A 20,475-nucleotide genomic window follows, 5' to 3' on the forward strand; every position below is an offset into this window, starting at 1 on the left:
CTTTAAAGAGGCATTGTTTGTATAAATAATGCCTTTTTTTGTATCTTAACTTCGAAATAGAGATTTGAACTATGAGTGAAAGAATACTAAAGGCTTTAATGCAGTTGTTTTCAATTGTATCAGATACTGAAGAATTAACAGCAAACAGCAGAAATATTGTTGAATCTTTTTTAAAGCAACAACTCAATCAACAATTAGTTAAAGAGTATTTAAGGCTATACGATGATTTTATTGAAGCAAAAAACAAAAAGTCTGAAGGCTCGAAAAGAAAGAAAAGAACTTCAGTAAACTCTGTAAAAGTTCTTTTAATTTGTACTCAGATAAACGAAGAACTTGCTCAAAAACAAAAAATCATTGTTCTTATTCGTTTAATCGAATTTATTTATGCAAACAATCATCCTTCAGAACAAGAATTAGAGTTTATAAACACTGTATCTGAGACCTTTAACATTCCGCCTGAAGAATTTAATCACTGCTTAGAGTTTACTAAAAAATCGATTGACGAGAAATTTGATTCTCCTTGTGTTTTAGTAATAAATAGCAAAAAAGAAAACGAATTAAAAGAAAGTAAACATATTTATTCTGAAGGCATTAATGGTGAATTAAGAATTTTAAAAATTGAAACCGTTAACTTATTCTTTGTACGCTACTACGGAGATTCTGAACTTTATATGAATGGGATTTTAATTAATAAAACTCGTTCACACATATTAAGTCAAGGTTCATCTATCAGAAGTTCTAGAGTTCAACCAATTTACTATAGTGATATTATTAGCTCTTATTTTAAAGATGATAATGCTGAAAAAATAGTATTCAATGTTGATGGTTTAACTTATAAGTTTAAGGGTGGTAATTATGGAATGCACCATTTTAGTTTTTCTGAAGAATCTGGCCACATGGTTGGAATTATGGGAGCTAGTGGTGCTGGAAAATCAACACTATTGAATTTATTGAATGGTGCATACATTCCAACAACAGGTCAAATAACCATAAACGGAATTGACATTCATCATGAACCAGATAAAATTGAAGGCGTAATTGGCTATGTATCTCAAGATGATTTACTTATTGAAGAGTTAACTGTTTTCCAAAATCTTTTCTATAATGCTAAATTATGTTTCGATAATTTAAACGAAGCACAAATAACTAAAAGAGTTTTAGATGTTTTACTAAGCATTGGTTTACTTGAGGCTAAAGACTTAAAAGTTGGTAGTCCTATGGAAAAAACCATTAGTGGTGGACAGCGTAAACGTTTAAATATTGCACTTGAATTAATTAGAGAACCAGCAGTTTTATTTGTTGATGAACCTACATCAGGATTATCTTCTAGAGATTCTGAAAATATAATGGATTTACTTAAAGAACTTGCCTTAAAAGGAAAGTTAGTTTTTGTTGTAATTCACCAGCCTTCGTCTGACATTTTTAAAATGTTTGACAATTTATTGATTTTAGATACTGGAGGTTACCCAATTTATAATGGAAATCCAGTAGATGCTGTTATTTACTTTAAGGAGTTAGTGAACCACGTTAATAGCAATGAAAGTGAATGTGTTTCTTGTGGTAACGTTAACTCTGAACAAATTTTCAATATTATTGAATCAAGAGTTGTAGATGAATACGGTAACCCTACTTTAAATAGAAAAATATCACCTCAAGAATGGTATCAATTTTATCTAGATAAAATTGAAAAAAGTTCTTCTACTTTTAAGAGACTAACAACTGCTCCAAATATTACTTTTAGTATTCCTAATAAAATAAAACAGTTTAAAGTTTTTATTATTAGAGATGTACTCTCTAAATTGACTAATAAGCAATACATGCTTATTAACTTCTTAGAAGCTCCAGTTTTAGCTTTTATACTATCCTTTTTAGTTCGATATTTTAATGCAGATTCAAATAATGAGTTAGGTTATATTTTTAGAGAAAATGAAAATTTACCAGCCTATATCTTTATGTCTGTTATTGTTGCTCTTTTTGTTGGATTAACAGTAAGTGCCGAAGAAATTATTCGAGATCAAAAAATTAGAAAAAGAGAGAAATTTTTGAACTTAAGTAAAGGAAGTTACTTATTTTCAAAAATATCAATCATGTTTGCTATTTCAGCAATACAAACATTTACATTTATTATTATTGGTAATAGTATTTTAGGAATTGATGGTATGAACGTTGCGTATTGGTTAGTTCTATTCTCAACAGCTTGCTTTGCAAACATGCTAGGGTTAAACATCTCGGCAAGTTTTAATTCAGCTGTTACAATATATATACTAATACCATTCTTAGTTATTCCGCAGCTTCTTTTAAGTGGTGTAATTGTTAAATTCGACAAATTAAACCCTACAATTACTCTACAAGATAAAGTTCCAGTGGTTGGTGAAATTATGACCTCTAGATGGGCTTATGAAGCTTTAGCTGTTCATCAATTTAAAGACAATAAGTTTGAAAAACAATTTTACAAACTTGATAAAGAATTAAAAGTTGTAGAATTTAAAAAGAACTTCTGGTTAGCAAAACTTAGAGAAAAGTTAAGTAGTTCGCAGAATTACCTTAATGATGAAACTAAAAAAGAAGAACTCGTTAACAATTTTGAATTACTTAGAAATGAGATTGGTAAAGAAATTGAAACCAATACAGAAATTAAATTTGCTGATTTAGACAAGTTATACATAGACAAGGTTAATGAAACAGTTTTCACAAATACAAAAAACTACTTCTTAGATTTAAATAACTACTATCTTCAAAAGTATAAGAATGCTAATAACAGTAGGGACAAATTAGCCTCTAAGTTAAATAAGGATAAAGAAGCGAGAGATTTGTTTATTGAAATGAAAGACAGATATACAAATGATGCTTTATCTGATTTTGTTAAAGATAAAAACGAATTAAATAAAATTATTGAGTTAGATAATCATTTAATACAAAAAGCAGATCCAATATACTTAAGTCCTGATGATTTTAGAGCTCATTTTTATGCTCCTGAAAAGAAAATATTTGGAGTATATATTGATACTTTTTGGGTAAACATTGCTATTATCTGGTTAATGTCTATCTTCTTAAGTATTACATTATATTTTGATGCACTTAAAAATTTAATCGACGGATTGGAAAAAGTATTTGAAAAGTTCAAAAAATAACCTTTTCTAAACACTTTTAAACCAATATCGTATTTATAGTATGTACATTACATGCTATAATTGATTTTCAAAAATGTTTAGAAAACTATTCTACTTTTTACCAACACAACTCTTTTTAATTAGCATTAAAAGAAATCACTTTGTTTTACTTTTTTGGATAATACTGTTTGGTATTGTTGGGGAAAATCTATTTGTAAAATATGGTATTCCTTATTTATTTTTAGCTCCTGAATATTTAAATGAAGTAAGCGTTTGGTCTTATTTTATAATGGGTTTTTCCATTGGTGGTTTTGTAATGGCTTTTAATGTTACTGGTTATATCATTAATAGTAACAAATTCCCTTTTATTGCTACCTTAAAGTATCCTTTCTTAAAGTATTGCATAAATAATTCATTACTTCCTTTATTGTTTATCATTTATTTTTGCTTTAAAATAGCTTACTTCTTGCATACAAAAGAACTCTATTCAAATTCAGAAATAACTATTTTCATAATTGGATTACTTGGAGGATATATCTCTTTCGTTTTCTTTTCACTCACCTATTTCTTTTCTACTAATAAAAACATATTTAAAATTCTAGGAATAAAAGAAGATAATGAACCGAATAATGTCAGTTCATTTTTATTAAAAGAAAAAGGATGGTTTAGGTTTTTTAAAAAATCTAAAAAATGGCATGTTGAATATTATTTGCACAATCCTTTTAAAACAAAAAATGCTCGAGACATTTCACATTATGATACAGAAATGTTAAAGTCTGTTTTTAAGCAGAATAAAATAAATGCTTCCATTTTTGAAATTACTGTTTTTTTAACACTAATTGGTTTAGGTTTTTTAAGTGAAAACCCAATATTTATAATACCTGCTGGAGCTAGTGTGGTTTTATTTTTCACTACAATTTTAATACTATTCAGTGCAATGCATACCTGGCTTCAAGGTTGGACTGGATTCACTTTTATTGTTTTATTTATTATTGTTAATCTATTATCAAAATACCAAACCTTTAGCTACACTAATATGGCTTATGGTTTAAACTACACTACTCAAAAAGCAGAGTACTCTATAAAAACTATTAATGATTTAAAAAACAACAACAAAAATTTTAATACTGATTATTATAATGAACTTAAAATTTTAGAAAATTGGAAAAGCAAAAACAACCAAGCTGCTAAACCCAAACTGATTTACATTAATACTAGTGGCGGAGGTTCTAGGGCTTCGCTTTGGACATTTTTTACTCTTCAACAACTTGATAGTTTATTTAATAATAAAGTGTTTAAGCAATCGCATTTAATCACTGGTTCTTCTGGAGGAATGATTGGTGCTGCGTATTATAGAGAATTGTATTTATTAAATCAACATAACAATTTAAAACCCGATATTACTAACAGGATTTATATCAACAATATGGCAAAGGATTTATTAAATCCCATTGCCTTTTATATGGCTACAAACGACTTTTTTATTCGTACTAAAAAATATAATTATAACGGAAATAATTACACAAAAGATAGAGGCTATGCATTTGAAAAACAATTATTGATTAATACTGAGAATATACTAGATAAAAAATTATTAGATTATAAATCTCCAGAAGTCAATGCTCAAATTCCAATCATGATTTTTAGCCCTACAATTATTAATGATGGGAGAAGATTGTTAATTTCTGCTCAGCACATTTCTTATTTAAATAACAACAACCCAAACAATAACACTTTTAGTCAACCTATTGCTGAAAACATTGAGTTTTCAAGATTGTTTAAAAACCAAGATGCTGCTAATTTAAAATTTACAAGTGCATTAAGAATGAGTGCAACTTTTCCTTACATAATGCCAAATGTATCTTTACCATCCGAACCACAAATAGATGTGCTAGATGCAGGTATGAGAGACAATTATGGTGCTTTATCAACTTTTAAACACATTCATACCTTTAAAAACTGGATTAATGACAATACTAGTGGTGTTATTGTTATTACCATAAGAGATAAATCAAAAGACAAATTAATTGAAAACAATCCTTTAAAATCTATCATTGAATCAGCAAATAGCCCTATAGGAAGTTTGTATGGGAATCTATTCCAAATCCAAGATTATAATTTGGATGATATGCTCCAATACTTGAGTGCTGATTTATCTCACCCTATTGATGTGATTGATTTTGAATTAGAAAGTAACAACAACCAGATATCATTGAGTTGGCATTTAACAAAAAAAGAAAAGACCAATGTCTTAAATTCAATTCACTCAAAAAACAACCAAAAATCGATTGTTAGACTAGCAAAATTATTAGAAGAATAAAAATTAAAACTTCTTAATAATTAACCAAGTCAATTAACGCCTCTTCAAACCTTTGCTTTGGTAAAAAGTTTTCTTCTAATTGATTAATAAAAGGGTTTGGTGTATCCAAACTTGCTACTCTTTTTACTGGAGCATCTAAATACTCAAAGCAATTATCGGTAATTAACGCACTTATTTCCCCTCCTATTCCATTAAACATTGTTGCTTCATGTAATATAATTGCTCTATTCGTTTTCTTTACTGAGTTATATATTGTTTCTGTATCTAAAGGCACCAAGGTTCTTAAATCAATTAAATCAGCATTAATTTCTGGATGGTTTTTCAAAATTTCCAAAGCCCAATGCACCCCCATTCCATAAGTTACGATAGTAACATCTTCTCCCTCTTTCAATACTTTTGCTTTTCCGATTTCTAATGTATAATAATCATCTGGAACTTCCTCTGTAATACTTCTATATAAAGCTTTGTGCTCAAAATACATCACTGGATTTGGGTCTTCAAAAGAAGCTATTAATAATCCTTTTGCATCATAAGGAAAAGCTGGGTAAACTACTTTTAAACCTGGAGTTTGTGTAAACCAAGCTTCATTACATTGCGAGTGAAACGGACCTGCAGCAACGCCACCACCTGTTGGCATACGAACTACAACATCTGCATTTTGTCCCCAACGGTAATGAATTTTAGCCAAATTATTACATACTTGTGTAATTCCTTCACTCACAAAGTCAGCAAATTGCATTTCAACCATTGCTTTATCGCCATTAATTGCCAATCCTAAACCTGCTCCCAAAATAGCTGATTCACATAACGGTGTATTTCTTACTCTATCTTTTCCAAACTTCTCTACAAAACCATCAGTAATTTTAAAAACTCCTCCATAGTCAGCAATGTCTTGCCCCATCAAAACAAGATTATCATACTTTTCCATACTCTGACGCAATCCATCAGAAATAGCATCAATTAATCTTTTTTCTGTTTTATTAGTTGTTGCTGGTTTTGTTTCATTATAAGTATATGGAGCATAAACATCTGCTAGCTCAGTTTCTGTAGATGCGATAATAGGCTCTTCAGCATAAGCTCTTTCAAGCTCATCATTAATTTCTTGTTTAATTGACGCTTTAATTTCTTCAGCTTGTGCCTCAGTTAATACTTTTTCAGCAATCAAAAACTCTTCATAATTAGTTGTTGGATCTTTCTTTTGCCATTCATCCATTAATTCTTGAGGAACATATTTAGTTCCTGAAGCTTCTTCATGACCTCTCATTCTAAAAGTCATACATTCTACCAAAACAGGTCTTGGCTTTTTACGAATAGATTCCGCAATTTGACTTATTTTATAGTAAACATCAAGGATGTCGTTACCTTCAATCAATTCTGTCTCCATCCCATAACCGATTCCTTTATCGATAAAGTTTTTACATCTAAATTGCTCATTAGAAGGAGTAGATAATCCATACCCATTATTTTCGATCACAAAAATTACAGGTAATTGCCATACTGCAGCAGTGTTTAATGCCTCATGAAAATCACCTTCACTTGCTCCTCCGTCTCCTGAAAAAACTAAAGTAGCTTTGTTGTTTTTCTTTAACAAGTTACTTAGTGCTATTCCATCAGCGACACCAAGTTGTGGACCTAAATGTGAAATCATTCCTACAATATTATATTCATTTGTTCCAAAATGAAAAGAACGATCTCTACCTTTAGTAAAACCACTCATCTTTCCTTGAAACTGAGTGAATAATCTAAATAATGGAATTTCTCTAGCGGTAAACACACCTAAATTACGGTGCATAGGCAAAATATATTCATCTTTATTTAAAGCTAAAGTTGCACCTACCGAAACTGCTTCTTGGCCAATACCAGAAAACCATTTACTAATTCTACCTTGTCGAAGAAGTATTAACATTTTCTCTTCAATTAAACGAGGTTTAATTAAAGCTTTATAGATATCCAACAATTCATTGTCAGTGTATTTTCTTCGATTATACTTTATAGTCATAACACATTATTTAAGGCCTCAAATTTAATTGATTTTAGTTAACTTTGACTAGAGAATTTTTATTTATAATACTTTAAATTGGAAACACAAGAAATATATGTCATATTATTAATTGCCTTATCAGTGAGTTATATTGCTTATCGATCATTTAAAAAAGCAAATAATCATAATTGTGATAAGTGTGGACTGAAGGATAAGCCTAGTTCTAAGCTTTAATTATTGGCTTCTTATATGAATATAGATTTCTCACATTTAATTTCATTAGCTAAAAAACTTGGCATTAGTTTTTTAGTTTTTACCTTTTGTCGCTTCTCTTTTTACTTTTTCAATTCCTCATTTTTTAATGATGGTTTTCCTATAGATGCTTTTTATTATGGACTAAGGTTTGATTGGGTTGCTATATCTTACCTTTTTTCACCTTTTATTCTGTTATCAATTCTTCCTTTTGGTATTAGATATAATAAAAGTTATAAAATAGTAATTAAACTATTGTTTCACATAGCAAATACTATAGGTGTGATTTTTAATTTAATTGATTTAGGTTATTATCAATTTGCTTTAAAACGAACAACTGCTGATTTTTTTAGATTTGTGTCAACTAATGATGATACTCTAAAATTACTACCTCAATATTTAGCTGATTTTTGGTATGCCTTTGTATTACTTATTATTCTTATTTCTTTTACTGAGTTTTTATACCGTAAAAGTGAATCACCTTCAATTTTAGTTGAAAAATCAACAAAAAACGCTATCGCTCAATTATTATTTTTTATAGGTATTTGTGGGTTAACTGCAATTGGGTTTAGAGGAGGTCTGCAACTAAAACCTCTAGACATTATAAATGCAGCAAACAACACCTCACCTCAGAACGTTCCTTTAGTTTTAAACACTCCTTTTTGTATTATTAAAACAGTATTAAACGATCAATTACCCGTAACTGATTTTTTTACCCCAGCTGAATTACCTAAAATTTATAGTCCAGCTATAAAACTTAATGATGATGGGCTATTTAAAAATAAAAATGTTGTTCTCATTATTTTAGAAAGTTTTGCTAAAGAATATGTAGGTTATTTTAATAATGGATCTGGTTTTACCCCTTTTTTAGATTCTTTAATTAATGAAAGTTATGCATTTACAAATGCTTATTCAAATGGAAGTAAATCTATAGAAGCTTTACCCTCAATTTTGGCAGGAATACCACCATTAATGAATACGCCTTATGTAATTTCGAATTACTCTAACAATAAAATTGATGCTCTTCCAAGCATTTTAAAGAATAACGGCTACAATACTTCTTTTTACCATGGAGGTTCTAATGGTACTATGGGGTTTAATGGTTTCACTAAAATTGCTGGTGTAGATAATTACTTTGGAATGGATGAATATCCAAATAAAGAAAAAGACTATGATGGTCATTGGGGTATTTTTGATGAGCCCTATCTTCAATACTTTAGCAATCAATTAAACAAAACGAAAGAACCTTTTTTTAGTGCTGTTTTTACGTTATCATCTCATCACCCATATTCTATACCTAAAAAATATGAAAATAAATTTCCTGTTGGTATATTAGATGCTCATGAAACAATCGGTTATACTGATTATTCTTTAAGAGAATTTTTTAATAACTCTAAAAAAAGTGAATGGTTTAAAAATACGCTATTTGTTTTTACCGCCGACCATTCAGTTAGCTCTTTAAATCCTGAATACGGAACATTAATTGGAAGATTTGCAATACCTCTATTTATTTATGATCCATCTTCCACTTTAAAGGGAGTTGATACAAATTATTTCCAACATTGTGATATAACTCCTACTGTTTTAAGTTTGTTAGGGATAAATTCTAAAATTATATCTTTCGGATTGCCTTTGAACAAAAGTGATAGATTTGTTGTTGGCTTTTCTAGAAACACGTTTTATTTACTGAAAAATGATTATCTTTTGTTATTCGACAGTGAAAACACAACTGGATTATACAATTATGCTTCAGATAAATTGTTAGCTAGGAATTTATTAAATGATGATAAATACAACAACATTAAAGTTAAACTTGAAAAAGAGCTGAAAGCAATAATTCAACAACATAACAACCGCTTAATTGATAACAAACTTTCTATTAGTAACATTAAATGAGTGAGCAAAAAAAAATACTATTTATTGTAAATCCCATTTCTGGGACTGGAAAGCAAAAAAATATAGTTTCGTTAATTGATTCATACTTAGATAAAAATAAATTTAATTCAACGATTCAATTTACAGCTCATGCTGGACACGCTAAAGAAATAGTTAAAAATGAGCATCCTAACTTTGATATTATTGTTGCGGTTGGAGGAGATGGAACAGTACATGAAGTAGGCACCTCTCTTATAAATACAAACTGTATACTAGGTATAATCCCTACAGGTTCTGGTAATGGATTGGCAAGACATTTAAAAATTTCCATGAAAATTGCTGAAGCTATAAAGCAACTCAACAATCATAAAACAAAAAAAATAGATACTATACTTTTAAACAAACAACCTTTCCTTGGAGCTGCTGGATTGGGGTTTGATGCTCATGTAGCATGGAAATTTGATGAAGCTCCCACCAGAGGCTTATTAACCTATTTAAAAATATCTGTAAAAGAATACTTTAGATATAAACCACAAGAATATAAACTGATATTTAAAGATAAAACAGTTACAACGAAAGATTTACTAATTACAATATCAAATTCAAATCAATATGGTAATAATGCTTTTATCTCACCAAACTCTGAATTGGATGATGGATTTGTTAGATTGATAGGACTTAAACCATTTCCTCTTTATATTGCACCAATCCTAGCCTATAAACTATTTAATAAAAAAATACTATCAAGTAAGTATGTAACTGAATACAAAACAAACCAAGTAGAAATTCAATCTCCAAGCCCTGAAATGCACATGGATGGAGAGCCAGTTAAACATCACGAAATAATACAAATTGAAGTTAATCCAAAATCATTAAACGTAATAAGCAATGAGTAAAAAAAATAGAGTAAACATTGTCTATTCTACCAATCAAAACTTTGATTATGAAGAAGAAATTGAAGAAGTTGAAACTCTTGAAAATAATAAACAAGAATTAAAAGTGTTTGTAGATAGAAAACAACGTAAAGGAAAGGCTGTTACAATAATTAGTAACTTCATAGGGTCTACAGATGATCTAAATGACCTTAGTAAAACTTTAAAATCAAAATGTGGTGTAGGTGGAAGTTGTAAAGATGGTGAAATTCTAATTCAAGGTGAATTAAAAGAAAAAGTTTATGATTTGTTAGTAAATTTAGGTTTTACTAAAACTAAAAAAATTGGTGGTTGATATCAAAAGTTATTGACTTACATTTGCTTAATTGAAAAAACTCAAAAAAAATATAACAACTAAAATCTTATTGATACTATTCATTTTAGTATCAAATTCTCTATTTAGTCAAAGTTTCGACTTTAAGAATTATAACGTTGAGGATGGTTTATCTCAATCTGAAGTAAATGTTATTTTTCAAGATTCAAGGGGTTATTTATGGATAGGTACTTCAGGTGGTGGTGTTTGTCAATTTGACGGCATTACTTTTACCCAATATTCAGAGAAAGATGGCTTATCTGGCGATATGATAAGAGCTATCACAGAAGACCATGATGGCAACCTCTGGTTTGCTTCAACTCTTGGTGGTATCACTAAGTATAATGGAAGAAAATTTACTATCTACAATGAAAGTGATAATCTATTATATTCATCAGGATTTAACACTCTTTTTACCGACGATAAAAATAGAATTTGGATTGGTAGTAATTTCGGACTATCAATTTATGAGGATGGATATTTTAAAAACTTTGAAAATAATGCCTTATTAAGTGCTGAAATATACCAAATCACAACTGACTCTAAAAACAACACTTTATTAGCAACCAATAAAGGTCTGGTTATTCTTAGTAAAAAAGACACCCTACTTATTAATACTTCAAATGGACTTCCCTCTGATGAAATTAAATATGTAATTGAAGATAAAGATGGCAACTATCTAATCGGAACAAAAAATAAAGGTGCAATTAAACTTTTATCTGGTAGTGTTGATGAAAAACAAAACTTTGAATTTACTTCACTTCCAATCCCTAACGACATTAGTATTACATCTATTTTAATCGATAATGATAATGAAATATGGTTTTCATCTAATGAAAATGGTGTCTATTTACTTCACTCTAATTTTCAAGTTACAAATATCACTAAAAAGAATGGCTTAAAAAACAACCACATTTCTAATTTGTTGAAGGATAGGTCTGGAAATGTTTGGTTAGGAACTAGTGGGTCTGGATTAATTAAGTTAGGTACAAAAGCATTCACATATTATGACAATATAAATGGTTTTGACTCTCCTGCAATTTTTAGCATTATTAGAGATGATAACAATCATTTATGGGTAACAACTGGTGACGATGGTATATTTGAACACAATGGTTTAAAAACAATTCATTACAATAAAAACAATTCTCTTCCCAGTAATAAAGTAAGGTCATCTACTAAAGACAACAAAGGTAATTTATGGTTTGCAACAAACGGTGGATTAATAAAATATAAAGATGGTATATTTAAAAAATACACTAAAGAACAAGGATTACCTTCAAATGAAATAAGGTCAGTTTTTTTTGATTCTAAAAATAGGTTATGGATAGGAACAAATGGATCAGGAATAGTTTTATTTGAGAATAATATTTTTAAAACATACAACACAAAGAATTGTGAATTATCTCATGACTACATTCATACAATTTATGAAGATTCACAAAAAAACATCTGGATTGGAACAGGACTTGGTGTAAATAAGTTCTCAAATAATAAGTTTACTACTTATTCAAACTCTAAAGGATTCTGTAACTATTATATTGGTAGTATAACTGAAGATAAATATGGGAAATTATGGTTTGGTACTGATAGATGCATAGTTAGATATGATGGAATTGACTTTAAACCTGTAACTATAGATAATGGACTATCTTCTAACGTCATATACTTCTTACATACAGACTTAAAAGGTAATATTTGGGTTGGAACAAACAAAGGTCTAGATAAAATCACGTTAAATAGTTATGGACAAATTGATAGAATTAAAAATTACGGTGCTCTCGAAGGTTTTAAAGGAATTGAATGCAATAGCAGAGCAATATATGAAGATAAAAAGGGTATACTATGGATTGGAACTATAGCTGGCTTAATTAGCTTCAACCCTGCTGAAGATAAATCAAATGTTTTTGAACCAATTATCCACTTAAATAAAGTAAAACTATTTTTTGAAGATGTAAATTGGTTAAAATACACAAAAGACTATAAATCATGGAATAACCTCCCTAATGATTTGGTTTTAGATAATAATGAAAATCACTTAACTTTTGAATTTTCTGGAATAAACTTAACTCATCCTGAATATGTTCAATACAGTTTTAAACTTGAGCCATTAGATAAAGATTGGTTTCCAAGTACAAAAAAAACTTCTGCGACCTACTCTAATCTTCCTCCTGGCGAGTACAAGTTTCTTGTAAAAGCAAGAAATAATGAAGGAATCTGGACTCAAGAAGCTGCTTCATTTGAATTTACAATTACTTCCCCTTTATGGCAAACATGGTGGTTTTATTTGATCATATTTACCATAATAGGTTATATCTTATTTAAAGTAACAACCTTTAAAGAAAAACGTCAAATTGAAATTAGTAAAGAATTAGAGAAAAAAGTTAGAGAAAGAACCATTTTAATAGAGAAGCAACGCGATGAAAAAGAAATTTTATTGAAAGAAATTCATCACCGTGTAAAAAACAATCTTCAAGTAATTAATAGCTTACTTAGTATTCAGTCTAGTTATACTAATGACTCCAAATCGTTAGCTTTATTTGACGAAGCAAAAAATCGTATACGCTCTATGGCATTGATTCATGAAAAAATGTATCAAACTGGCGATTTAGCCCATATTGATTTTCAAGATTATATTTTAGCATTGACTGACGACTTAATTCGAACCTACTCGATAAATACTGATATTTTTCTAGACATAAAAATTGATGAAGTTAAATTTGATATCGATACAATAATACCAATTGGTTTATTATTGAATGAAATTATTTCTAACACGCTTAAATATGCTTTTATTGATAGAGCAAAAGGAAAAATAATTATTCATTTAACCCAAATTGACGATAATACATTCTCCCTTGTTGCTGGAGATGATGGAGTTGGTATGGAATCACATATTCTAGAACAAGAAGATGTATCCTTAGGGATGGAATTGATTAAAATATTTGTTGAACAACTAGATGGAACCATAGAAAGGTTAGAACAAAAAGGTACTGTTTACCAAATTGACTTTAAGTCAAGAAAAAAAAGCTAGTTTAACACATTGTTGTTTATAAACTCCAAAAGCTTATCATTAAAAATCAAGGTTATTAAAGCATATTTACAACTTAGTATAAATACTAATGTTTGAATGCTTAAAATTAAAAAGACATACCTTTTTTTATTTAGTTTATTGCTAGCAAGCTCTTTTCTTATAGCCCAAGAAGAAAGTAGTTACACTACTGAATTTAACAACCTCACAACATCAATTTACTTTAAATCGCTATTAAAAATATCTGATTTAAATACTCCTAACCCAACTAAAGAGCAATCTAACAAGCTACAAATAGATTCATTAAATGGTGATTCCATTTTAAAAACATTAGAAAATAATTTTTCACTAACTTATAACTCTAAGGTTCAAGAATATATTAATCTTTATTCAAACGGTAAAAACATTCACTTTCTAAATTATTTAATCAACTACTACTCCCCTAACCTCATAACATTATTAAACAAAAACAATCTACCAACTGAATTTCTGTTAATCCCAGCTATATGCTCTGGTTTTAATCCTAATTCGATGAATAATTTTGGTGGAACTGGTTTTTGGCACTTAAACTACCCTCAAGCACTAAAATATGGATTAGCTGTAAATGAATATGTAGACGAAAGAAAAGACATTAACAAATCTAGCGAGGCAGCTCTAAAATACTTAACCCATTTAAATTCACTGTATAACAATTGGGAGCTTACTCTAGCAGCTTATAGTTCTGGATCAGGTAATATAAATAATTTATTAAATAGACATAACGCTTCTACATATCAAGAAATTTATCCTTATTTAAATACCAATACTAGAGATATCGTTCCTGCTTTACAAGCAATGATTTATTGCTATGCTCAAAACAATAGTAATGGAAATAAAATAGAACCTAAATTAGACGTTGACACCTTTTACATTGAACATCAACTGCAATTTAAAGCAATTGAAGATGTTGCAAAAATTAACACTAAAGAATTATTTTTTTATAATCCAACCCTAAACAAAGCTGTTTTCCCTGCTAGTTTTGAAGCTGTTTTCCCAAAAAGTAAAATGGATAAATTTTACCAATTATGTGATAGTATTTATTACTATCAAGACTCCGTTTTATTAAAACCAATTGAAAAACCACAAACTGAACAATTTGTTATTCCTACAGGAAGCGAACCTATTACATATACTGTCAAGTCTGGTGATGTTTTAGGTGTTATTGCTGAAAAATATGATGTTAGAGTCAGCCAATTACAAGATTGGAATAATATTTCAGGAACTCGAATTGATATTGGTCAAAAACTACTTATCTACTCTAAAGCAAATGCTCCAAGTAGAGTAAAAGAAACAAAAGCGCCAGAGCCAGTTTATAACGAGAAAAACGATAAAGTTGAAGACATTGAACCTTCAAATGAAGACTATATTACTTACACTGTTAAATCAGGCGATAACCTATGGGTAATTGCAAAAAAGTATTCAGGAATTTCTGCTCAAAACATTATGGATTTAAATGGTATTGATGGCAATTTAGATGTTGGACAAGTTTTAAAGATTAAGAAAAAATAGTGGATAACAATAAGCAAATAAAACCCATCTTCAGCCTGCTCTTTACAGTTATTGTGATGATTCTTCTTGCTGGGATAATGGCTATTTTCCCAAAAGATGGGATTCAGATTGGATCCACCAAAATTGAATTTCCAACGTTTAATCAATTTTTCGCTCATCAAAATACAACTGCTGATAGTTTAGCCGATGTACAAAAAGACTTAATTGAATTATTTGATTCTACAGTTATTGTTAGTGAAATAGATTCAACTCTTATCAAATATCGCCTAGATTCTTTATCAAATTACAGAAAAAGTATACAGCTGGCAGACAATGCAAAACCTGCCCTACACCGTTTCTTTGATGCCTTGGATAATGCGCAAAACAAAAAAGTAAGAATTATGCATTATGGTGATTCTCAAATTGAAGCTGACCGTATTACTTCAGTTTTAAGAAATGAACTACAAGTTAAATTTGGTGGCTATGGAGTTGGATTATTTGATGTAATACAAGTAGCTCCTAAAATGAGCGTAAATATTGAATTTTCTGAAAACTGGAAACGATTCCCAGGCTTTGGACGAAAAGATTCTTCTGTTACGCATAACAAATATGGACCGTTAATGGCTTTTAGCAGATATACAGACATTCCTTCAACAACTATTATTCCTGATTCTGTGCAACACAACGCGTGGATAACATTAAAAAAACCAAGAGCATCTTATAGTAAAACAAAAACTCACCATCTTTTAAAAGTAATATTAAGCAATAGCTATAAGCCGGTTCATTATGATATTATTGCAGATGGAGCCATTTTAAAAAGTGGTACAATATCAGCAAACACTCCATTTCAAGTACTTTCAACTACATTTAGCAATACTCCTGAAGAAATATCTATTATGTTTAGCGGTGCGGATAGCCCTGATATTTATGGGATTTCACTCGAAGGAAACAATGGTGTTGTTGTAGATAATATTCCTTTAAGAGGTTCGTCTGGAACAATTTTTACCAAACAAAATCAAACGTTATTGAGCAATAGTTTTGCTAACCTCTCTCCTAACTTAATTATTATGGAGTTTGGAGGAAATGTTGTTCCATATATAAAAGACGAAAAAGGATGCAAAGAATTTGGTAATTGGTTTAAATCTCAGATATACTTTATGAAAAAATTAAACCCAAATGCTGCTTTTATTGTAATCGGGCCAGGAGACATGTCGATTAAAGAAGGAACTGAATTTGTTACTTACCCATACTTAGAAGGTGTTAGAGATGCTTTAAAAGAAGCTTCTATTTCTTCTGGTTGTATGTTTTGGGATATGTATGAAGTAATGGGAGGAAAAAACTCTATGCCTACATGGGTTAATGCAGACCCATCTTTAGCAGCATCTGATTATATACACTTTAGTCCAAAAGGAGCTAAAAAAATTGCTGTTGAGTTTACAAATAAACTTATTAAGATGTACGAGAATTATAAAAATCCAAGCGTACCATTAGAAGAAATAAAAGAGGAAAAAGACACTACAACTGTAAATGCAAAATAAAAAAATATACATATTATCACTATTTCTATTCGCTTTTACAGTTGTTAAAAGTCAGTCTAACCCCCAGTTAACAGAAGAGTATAGCTTTGTTAATTACGATTCTAATGTAGTTTACTTTTATAACGATAGTTCAAACTTTAACACACTATTCAGTAAGCTAGACACGTTGATTTTTAACGGTAAAGGCAAAGTAAACTTAATGCAAATCGGCGGGTCACACATTCAGGCAGATATTTGGTCGAACCAATTGAGAACTAACTTCCAACAACTTTCTCCTAACCTTAATGGTGGTAGAGGTTTTATTTTCCCTTACCGATTAGCGAAAACTAACGGACCATATTACGCTAAAATAGATTATACTGGCGAATGGAATGGTTATCGAAATTCAGTTAGTAAACATCATTCTACTTGGGGAGTCTCGGGAGTCACAGCAACGACTTTAGACAGTTCTTCAACCTTAAAAATTACTTTTAGAGGTGACGACACACCTTATTATGACTTTAACAGCATTAAGGTATTTCACGATTTAGACTCTACTAGCTTTTGTTTAGAATTGATTTCTGATACTTGCGCGTCTATTGAAATAAACCATGAAATTGGTTACACAGAATTTAAATTCAACACACATCAAGACTCATTGGAATTTAACATATACAGAACCGACAGCAATCAAACACATTTTAACCTATACGGTTTAAGTCTTGATAATGATGATGCAGGTATTGTTTACAATTCAATTGGAGTAAACGGAGCAAGTACCTCAAGCTATTTAAAATGTGAATTATTTACTCAGCATTTACAAGCTATTCAGCCCGATTTAGTGATTTTTTGTATAGGTATTAATGATGCTTACGATCCTGACTTTTGTACCTATTGCTATGAAGAAAACTACGATACACTAGTTAGCTGGATAAAATCAGTAAACCCTAACTGTGAATTTTTATTTGTAACCAACAATGATAGCTACTACAAAAGAAGATACCCAAACAAAAGAGTATATGAAGCAAAAGAAACGATGATTAAACTAGCTAAAAAGCACAATGCTGGCTTATGGGATATGTTTGAAGTTATGGGTGGCTTAGGTTCTATAAAAACATGGGAGCAAAACAAATTTGCAAAAAGAGATAAAATACACTTAACTAGTGATGGTTATAAATTGATGGGAGACTTAATGTTTTCTGCAATTATGAAAGAATACGACAAACATTTGAAAGCAATTCAAAATACAAAAGATTGAAAATAGAAGCTGTTATATATGACATGGATGGAGTAATTATCGATTCAGAACCATTTTGGAGAGAAGCAATAATACTTACATTTAAAACTGTGGGATTAAATTTTACAGAAGACATGTGCCGTGAAACTATGGGAATGCGATTAATTGAAGTAATTGAATATTGGCACGAAAAGTTGGGTTGGGAAGGAAAAACAATTGCACAAGTTGAAGAAGAATTGCTAGCAACTGTATCTGAATTAATACTTCAAAAAGCAGACGCTATTAATGGTGTTTATCAATCACTTAATTCTTTTAAAGAAAGAGGTTTGAAGCTAGCTTTAGCTTCTTCTTCAGCAAGTAGTTTAATAAAAACAGTGCTTAACAAATTAGAGTTAAACAATTATTTTGATGTAGTAAACTCCGCTGAGAATTTACCTTACGGAAAACCACATCCAATGATATTTATAAATACAGCAAACGATTTAGGGGTTAAACCAACCAACTGTTTAGTTATAGAAGATTCATTTAATGGTTTATTGGCTGCAAAAGCTGCTTTAATGAAAACGATTGTTGTTCCTGAAAAAGAGAACCAAAACAATCCAAACTTTAATATAGCCGATTTTAATATAACAAGCTTAACACAAATTAAAGATTTAAACATTGGATAGTGCTAGCAACATATCAGGATGGTTATCATGGTTTTTTAGTGTAGAAAATCTAAAAAGCATTTTCACCTATAATAACGATGCACCATTAATTTTTACGCAATTTTTCTTCTGGGCATTTTTTGCAGTTGTACTCCTATTCTACTCTATTTTACACAAAAAAAGAGGCTTACGTAATGCTTATTTGTTTCTTGTAAGTTTATTCTTTTACTACAAAACTAGTGGGCTTTTTATAAGCATACTGTTATTTTCAACCATGTCCGATTACATTATCGGCATGCTAATTCACAGCTCAAAAAAACAATTAGTTAAAAAAATATTTTTAGCCACAAGTGTCATTATCAACCTATTTGTGTTGTGCTATTTTAAATACGCATACTTCTTTACTGATGCTTACAACGCCTTTTTCCAAACCGATTACCATGTATTTAATCACTTTGCTCAGTTTACCAACAATACTATTGGTTCTCATTTTGATGTGGATAGCATTTTATTACCTGTTGGAATTTCATTCTACACTTTCCAAACCATTAGCTATTCGGTAGATATTTATCGTGAACAAATTAAACCTGTAAAGAGTATTTTAGATTTTGGTTTCTATGTTTCCTTCTTTCCTCAATTGGTTGCAGGACCTATAGTTAGGGCTGCTGATTTTATTCCTCAACTCTACTTACCATATCAGTTAACCAAATACAACTTTGGCTTATCATTGTTTTGGATTTTAAAAGGATTGATTAAAAAAGTAGTGATTGGCGATTACATTGCCGTAAACTTTATCGACCGAATTTTTGATGCTCCAACTATGTATACTGGTTTCGAAAACCTAATGGCACTATATGGTTATTCACTGCAAGTGTATGCCGATTTTTCTGGTTATACCGATATAGCCATTGGTATTGCTCTCTTAATGGGCTTCTCGCTGCCAACCAACTTTAACTCGCCTTACAAGGCTAAAAACGTTGGCGAATTTTGGAAACGTTGGCACATTAGCCTTTCAGGTTGGCTGAGAGATTATTTATACATCCCTTTGGGGGGTAACCGAGGCGGAAGCTGGGGAACATGGATAAGTGCTTTGTTTATAGGCTTGTTTATCGTTTTACTGTCGGGTAAAATGTTGGTGTTGTACATTTTTATTTGGGTATTAATCTGTTTAGTATTCTTAGCCATTTGGATAAAACGATTTAGAGAATGGCTAACCACCAACATTAACTTGCTAATAACCATGCTTTTGGGTGGTTTATGGCATGGTGCAAGTTGGCAATTTGTAATTTGGGGCGGACTAAACGGCTTAGGATTGATGGTTTATAAACTTTGGAAAAAAATAAGCCCTTACGAAAAGTACAATAACTTTTTAGCCATTGCTTTTAAAGTATTTATCACCTTAAATTTTATAACCTTTACCCGTATTTGGTTTAGAGCCGAAAGCATGGGAACGACTTGGCAAATTATACACCAAATTGGAAACAATTTTAGTTTTGCCTTAATACCTGCTATATTAGTTTCGTACAGCAATGTATTTATTGTTATGGCAATTGGTTATGCTATACACTGGTTACCAACCAAAACCAAAAATTGGTACCAAGAAACCTTTATTAACTTACCTTTAGTTGTTAAAATTTTATTGACTACGCTAACTTTCTTTGGTATTTATCAAGCCATGAGCTCTGGTATGCAAGCCTTTATTTATTTCCAGTTTTAAGTGTTATATTTGATAG

12 protein-coding genes are annotated in these 20,475 nt (G+C 30.1%); 11 read left to right on the forward strand and 1 reads right to left on the reverse strand.

The annotated features are described in order from the left end of the window. The first annotated feature begins 71 nt into the window (after positions 1-71). Entirely contained in the window at positions 72-3,131 is a 3,060-nt protein-coding gene (locus FRY74_RS00175) for an ATP-binding cassette domain-containing protein (RefSeq protein WP_147097448.1), read from the forward strand. Between the two features lie 73 nt (positions 3,132-3,204). After that, complete coding sequence (locus tag FRY74_RS00180) at positions 3,205-5,430, forward strand: patatin-like phospholipase family protein (protein WP_147097450.1); 2,226 nt, start codon at positions 3,205-3,207, stop codon at positions 5,428-5,430. Between the two features lie 13 nt (positions 5,431-5,443). On the opposite strand, the gene FRY74_RS00185 is transcribed toward FRY74_RS00180, so the two are convergent. Next, a complete protein-coding gene (locus tag FRY74_RS00185; RefSeq protein ID WP_147097452.1) occupies positions 5,444-7,429 on the reverse strand; it encodes an alpha-ketoacid dehydrogenase subunit alpha/beta in 1,986 nt (661 codons plus the stop codon). Positions 7,430-7,660: 231 nt separating this feature from the next. Between FRY74_RS00185 and FRY74_RS00190 the strand changes: the two genes are divergently transcribed. The 9 genes from FRY74_RS00190 (at position 7,661) to FRY74_RS00230 (ending at position 20,459) form a co-directional block, all read left to right on the forward strand. Further along, positions 7,661-9,559, forward strand: coding sequence for an LTA synthase family protein (locus FRY74_RS00190; protein WP_147097454.1), 1,899 nt, complete (start codon positions 7,661-7,663; stop codon positions 9,557-9,559). Next, complete coding sequence (locus tag FRY74_RS00195; RefSeq protein WP_147097456.1) at positions 9,556-10,434, forward strand: diacylglycerol/lipid kinase family protein; 879 nt, start codon at positions 9,556-9,558, stop codon at positions 10,432-10,434. The genes FRY74_RS00190 and FRY74_RS00195 overlap by 4 nt, the downstream gene beginning before the upstream one ends. Continuing rightward, complete coding sequence (locus tag FRY74_RS00200; RefSeq protein WP_147097459.1) at positions 10,427-10,765, forward strand: translation initiation factor; 339 nt, start codon at positions 10,427-10,429, stop codon at positions 10,763-10,765. Before FRY74_RS00195 ends, FRY74_RS00200 begins: the two co-directional genes overlap by 8 nt. Positions 10,766-10,796: 31 nt before the next feature. Then, a complete protein-coding gene (locus FRY74_RS00205; RefSeq protein ID WP_147097461.1) occupies positions 10,797-13,817 on the forward strand; it encodes a ligand-binding sensor domain-containing protein in 3,021 nt (1,006 codons plus the stop codon). Positions 13,818-13,913: 96 nt separating this feature from the next. Beyond that, entirely contained in the window at positions 13,914-15,362 is a 1,449-nt protein-coding gene (locus tag FRY74_RS00210; RefSeq protein ID WP_147097462.1) for a lytic transglycosylase domain-containing protein, read from the forward strand. 56 nt (positions 15,363-15,418) lie between these two features. After that, complete coding sequence (locus FRY74_RS00215) at positions 15,419-16,879, forward strand: SGNH/GDSL hydrolase family protein (protein WP_147097465.1); 1,461 nt, start codon at positions 15,419-15,421, stop codon at positions 16,877-16,879. Further along, entirely contained in the window at positions 16,869-18,116 is a 1,248-nt protein-coding gene (locus FRY74_RS00220; protein WP_147097467.1) for a GDSL-type esterase/lipase family protein, read from the forward strand. The genes FRY74_RS00215 and FRY74_RS00220 overlap by 11 nt, the downstream gene beginning before the upstream one ends. Continuing rightward, the gene (gene hxpB, locus FRY74_RS00225; RefSeq protein ID WP_147097469.1) at positions 18,113-18,763 is read left to right on the forward strand and encodes a hexitol phosphatase HxpB; all 651 of its coding nucleotides are present in this window, start codon (positions 18,113-18,115) and stop codon (positions 18,761-18,763) included. Before FRY74_RS00220 ends, hxpB begins: the two co-directional genes overlap by 4 nt. 253 nt (positions 18,764-19,016) lie before the next feature. Then, positions 19,017-20,459: an MBOAT family O-acyltransferase gene (locus FRY74_RS00230; protein WP_223265789.1), complete on the forward strand. Its 1,443-nt coding sequence runs from the start codon at positions 19,017-19,019 to the stop codon at positions 20,457-20,459. Positions 20,460-20,475 lie beyond the last annotated feature (16 nt).

This window comes from Vicingus serpentipes (genome assembly GCF_007993035.1).
GTDB classification, from domain to species: Bacteria; Bacteroidota; Bacteroidia; order Flavobacteriales_E; family Vicingaceae; genus Vicingus; species Vicingus serpentipes.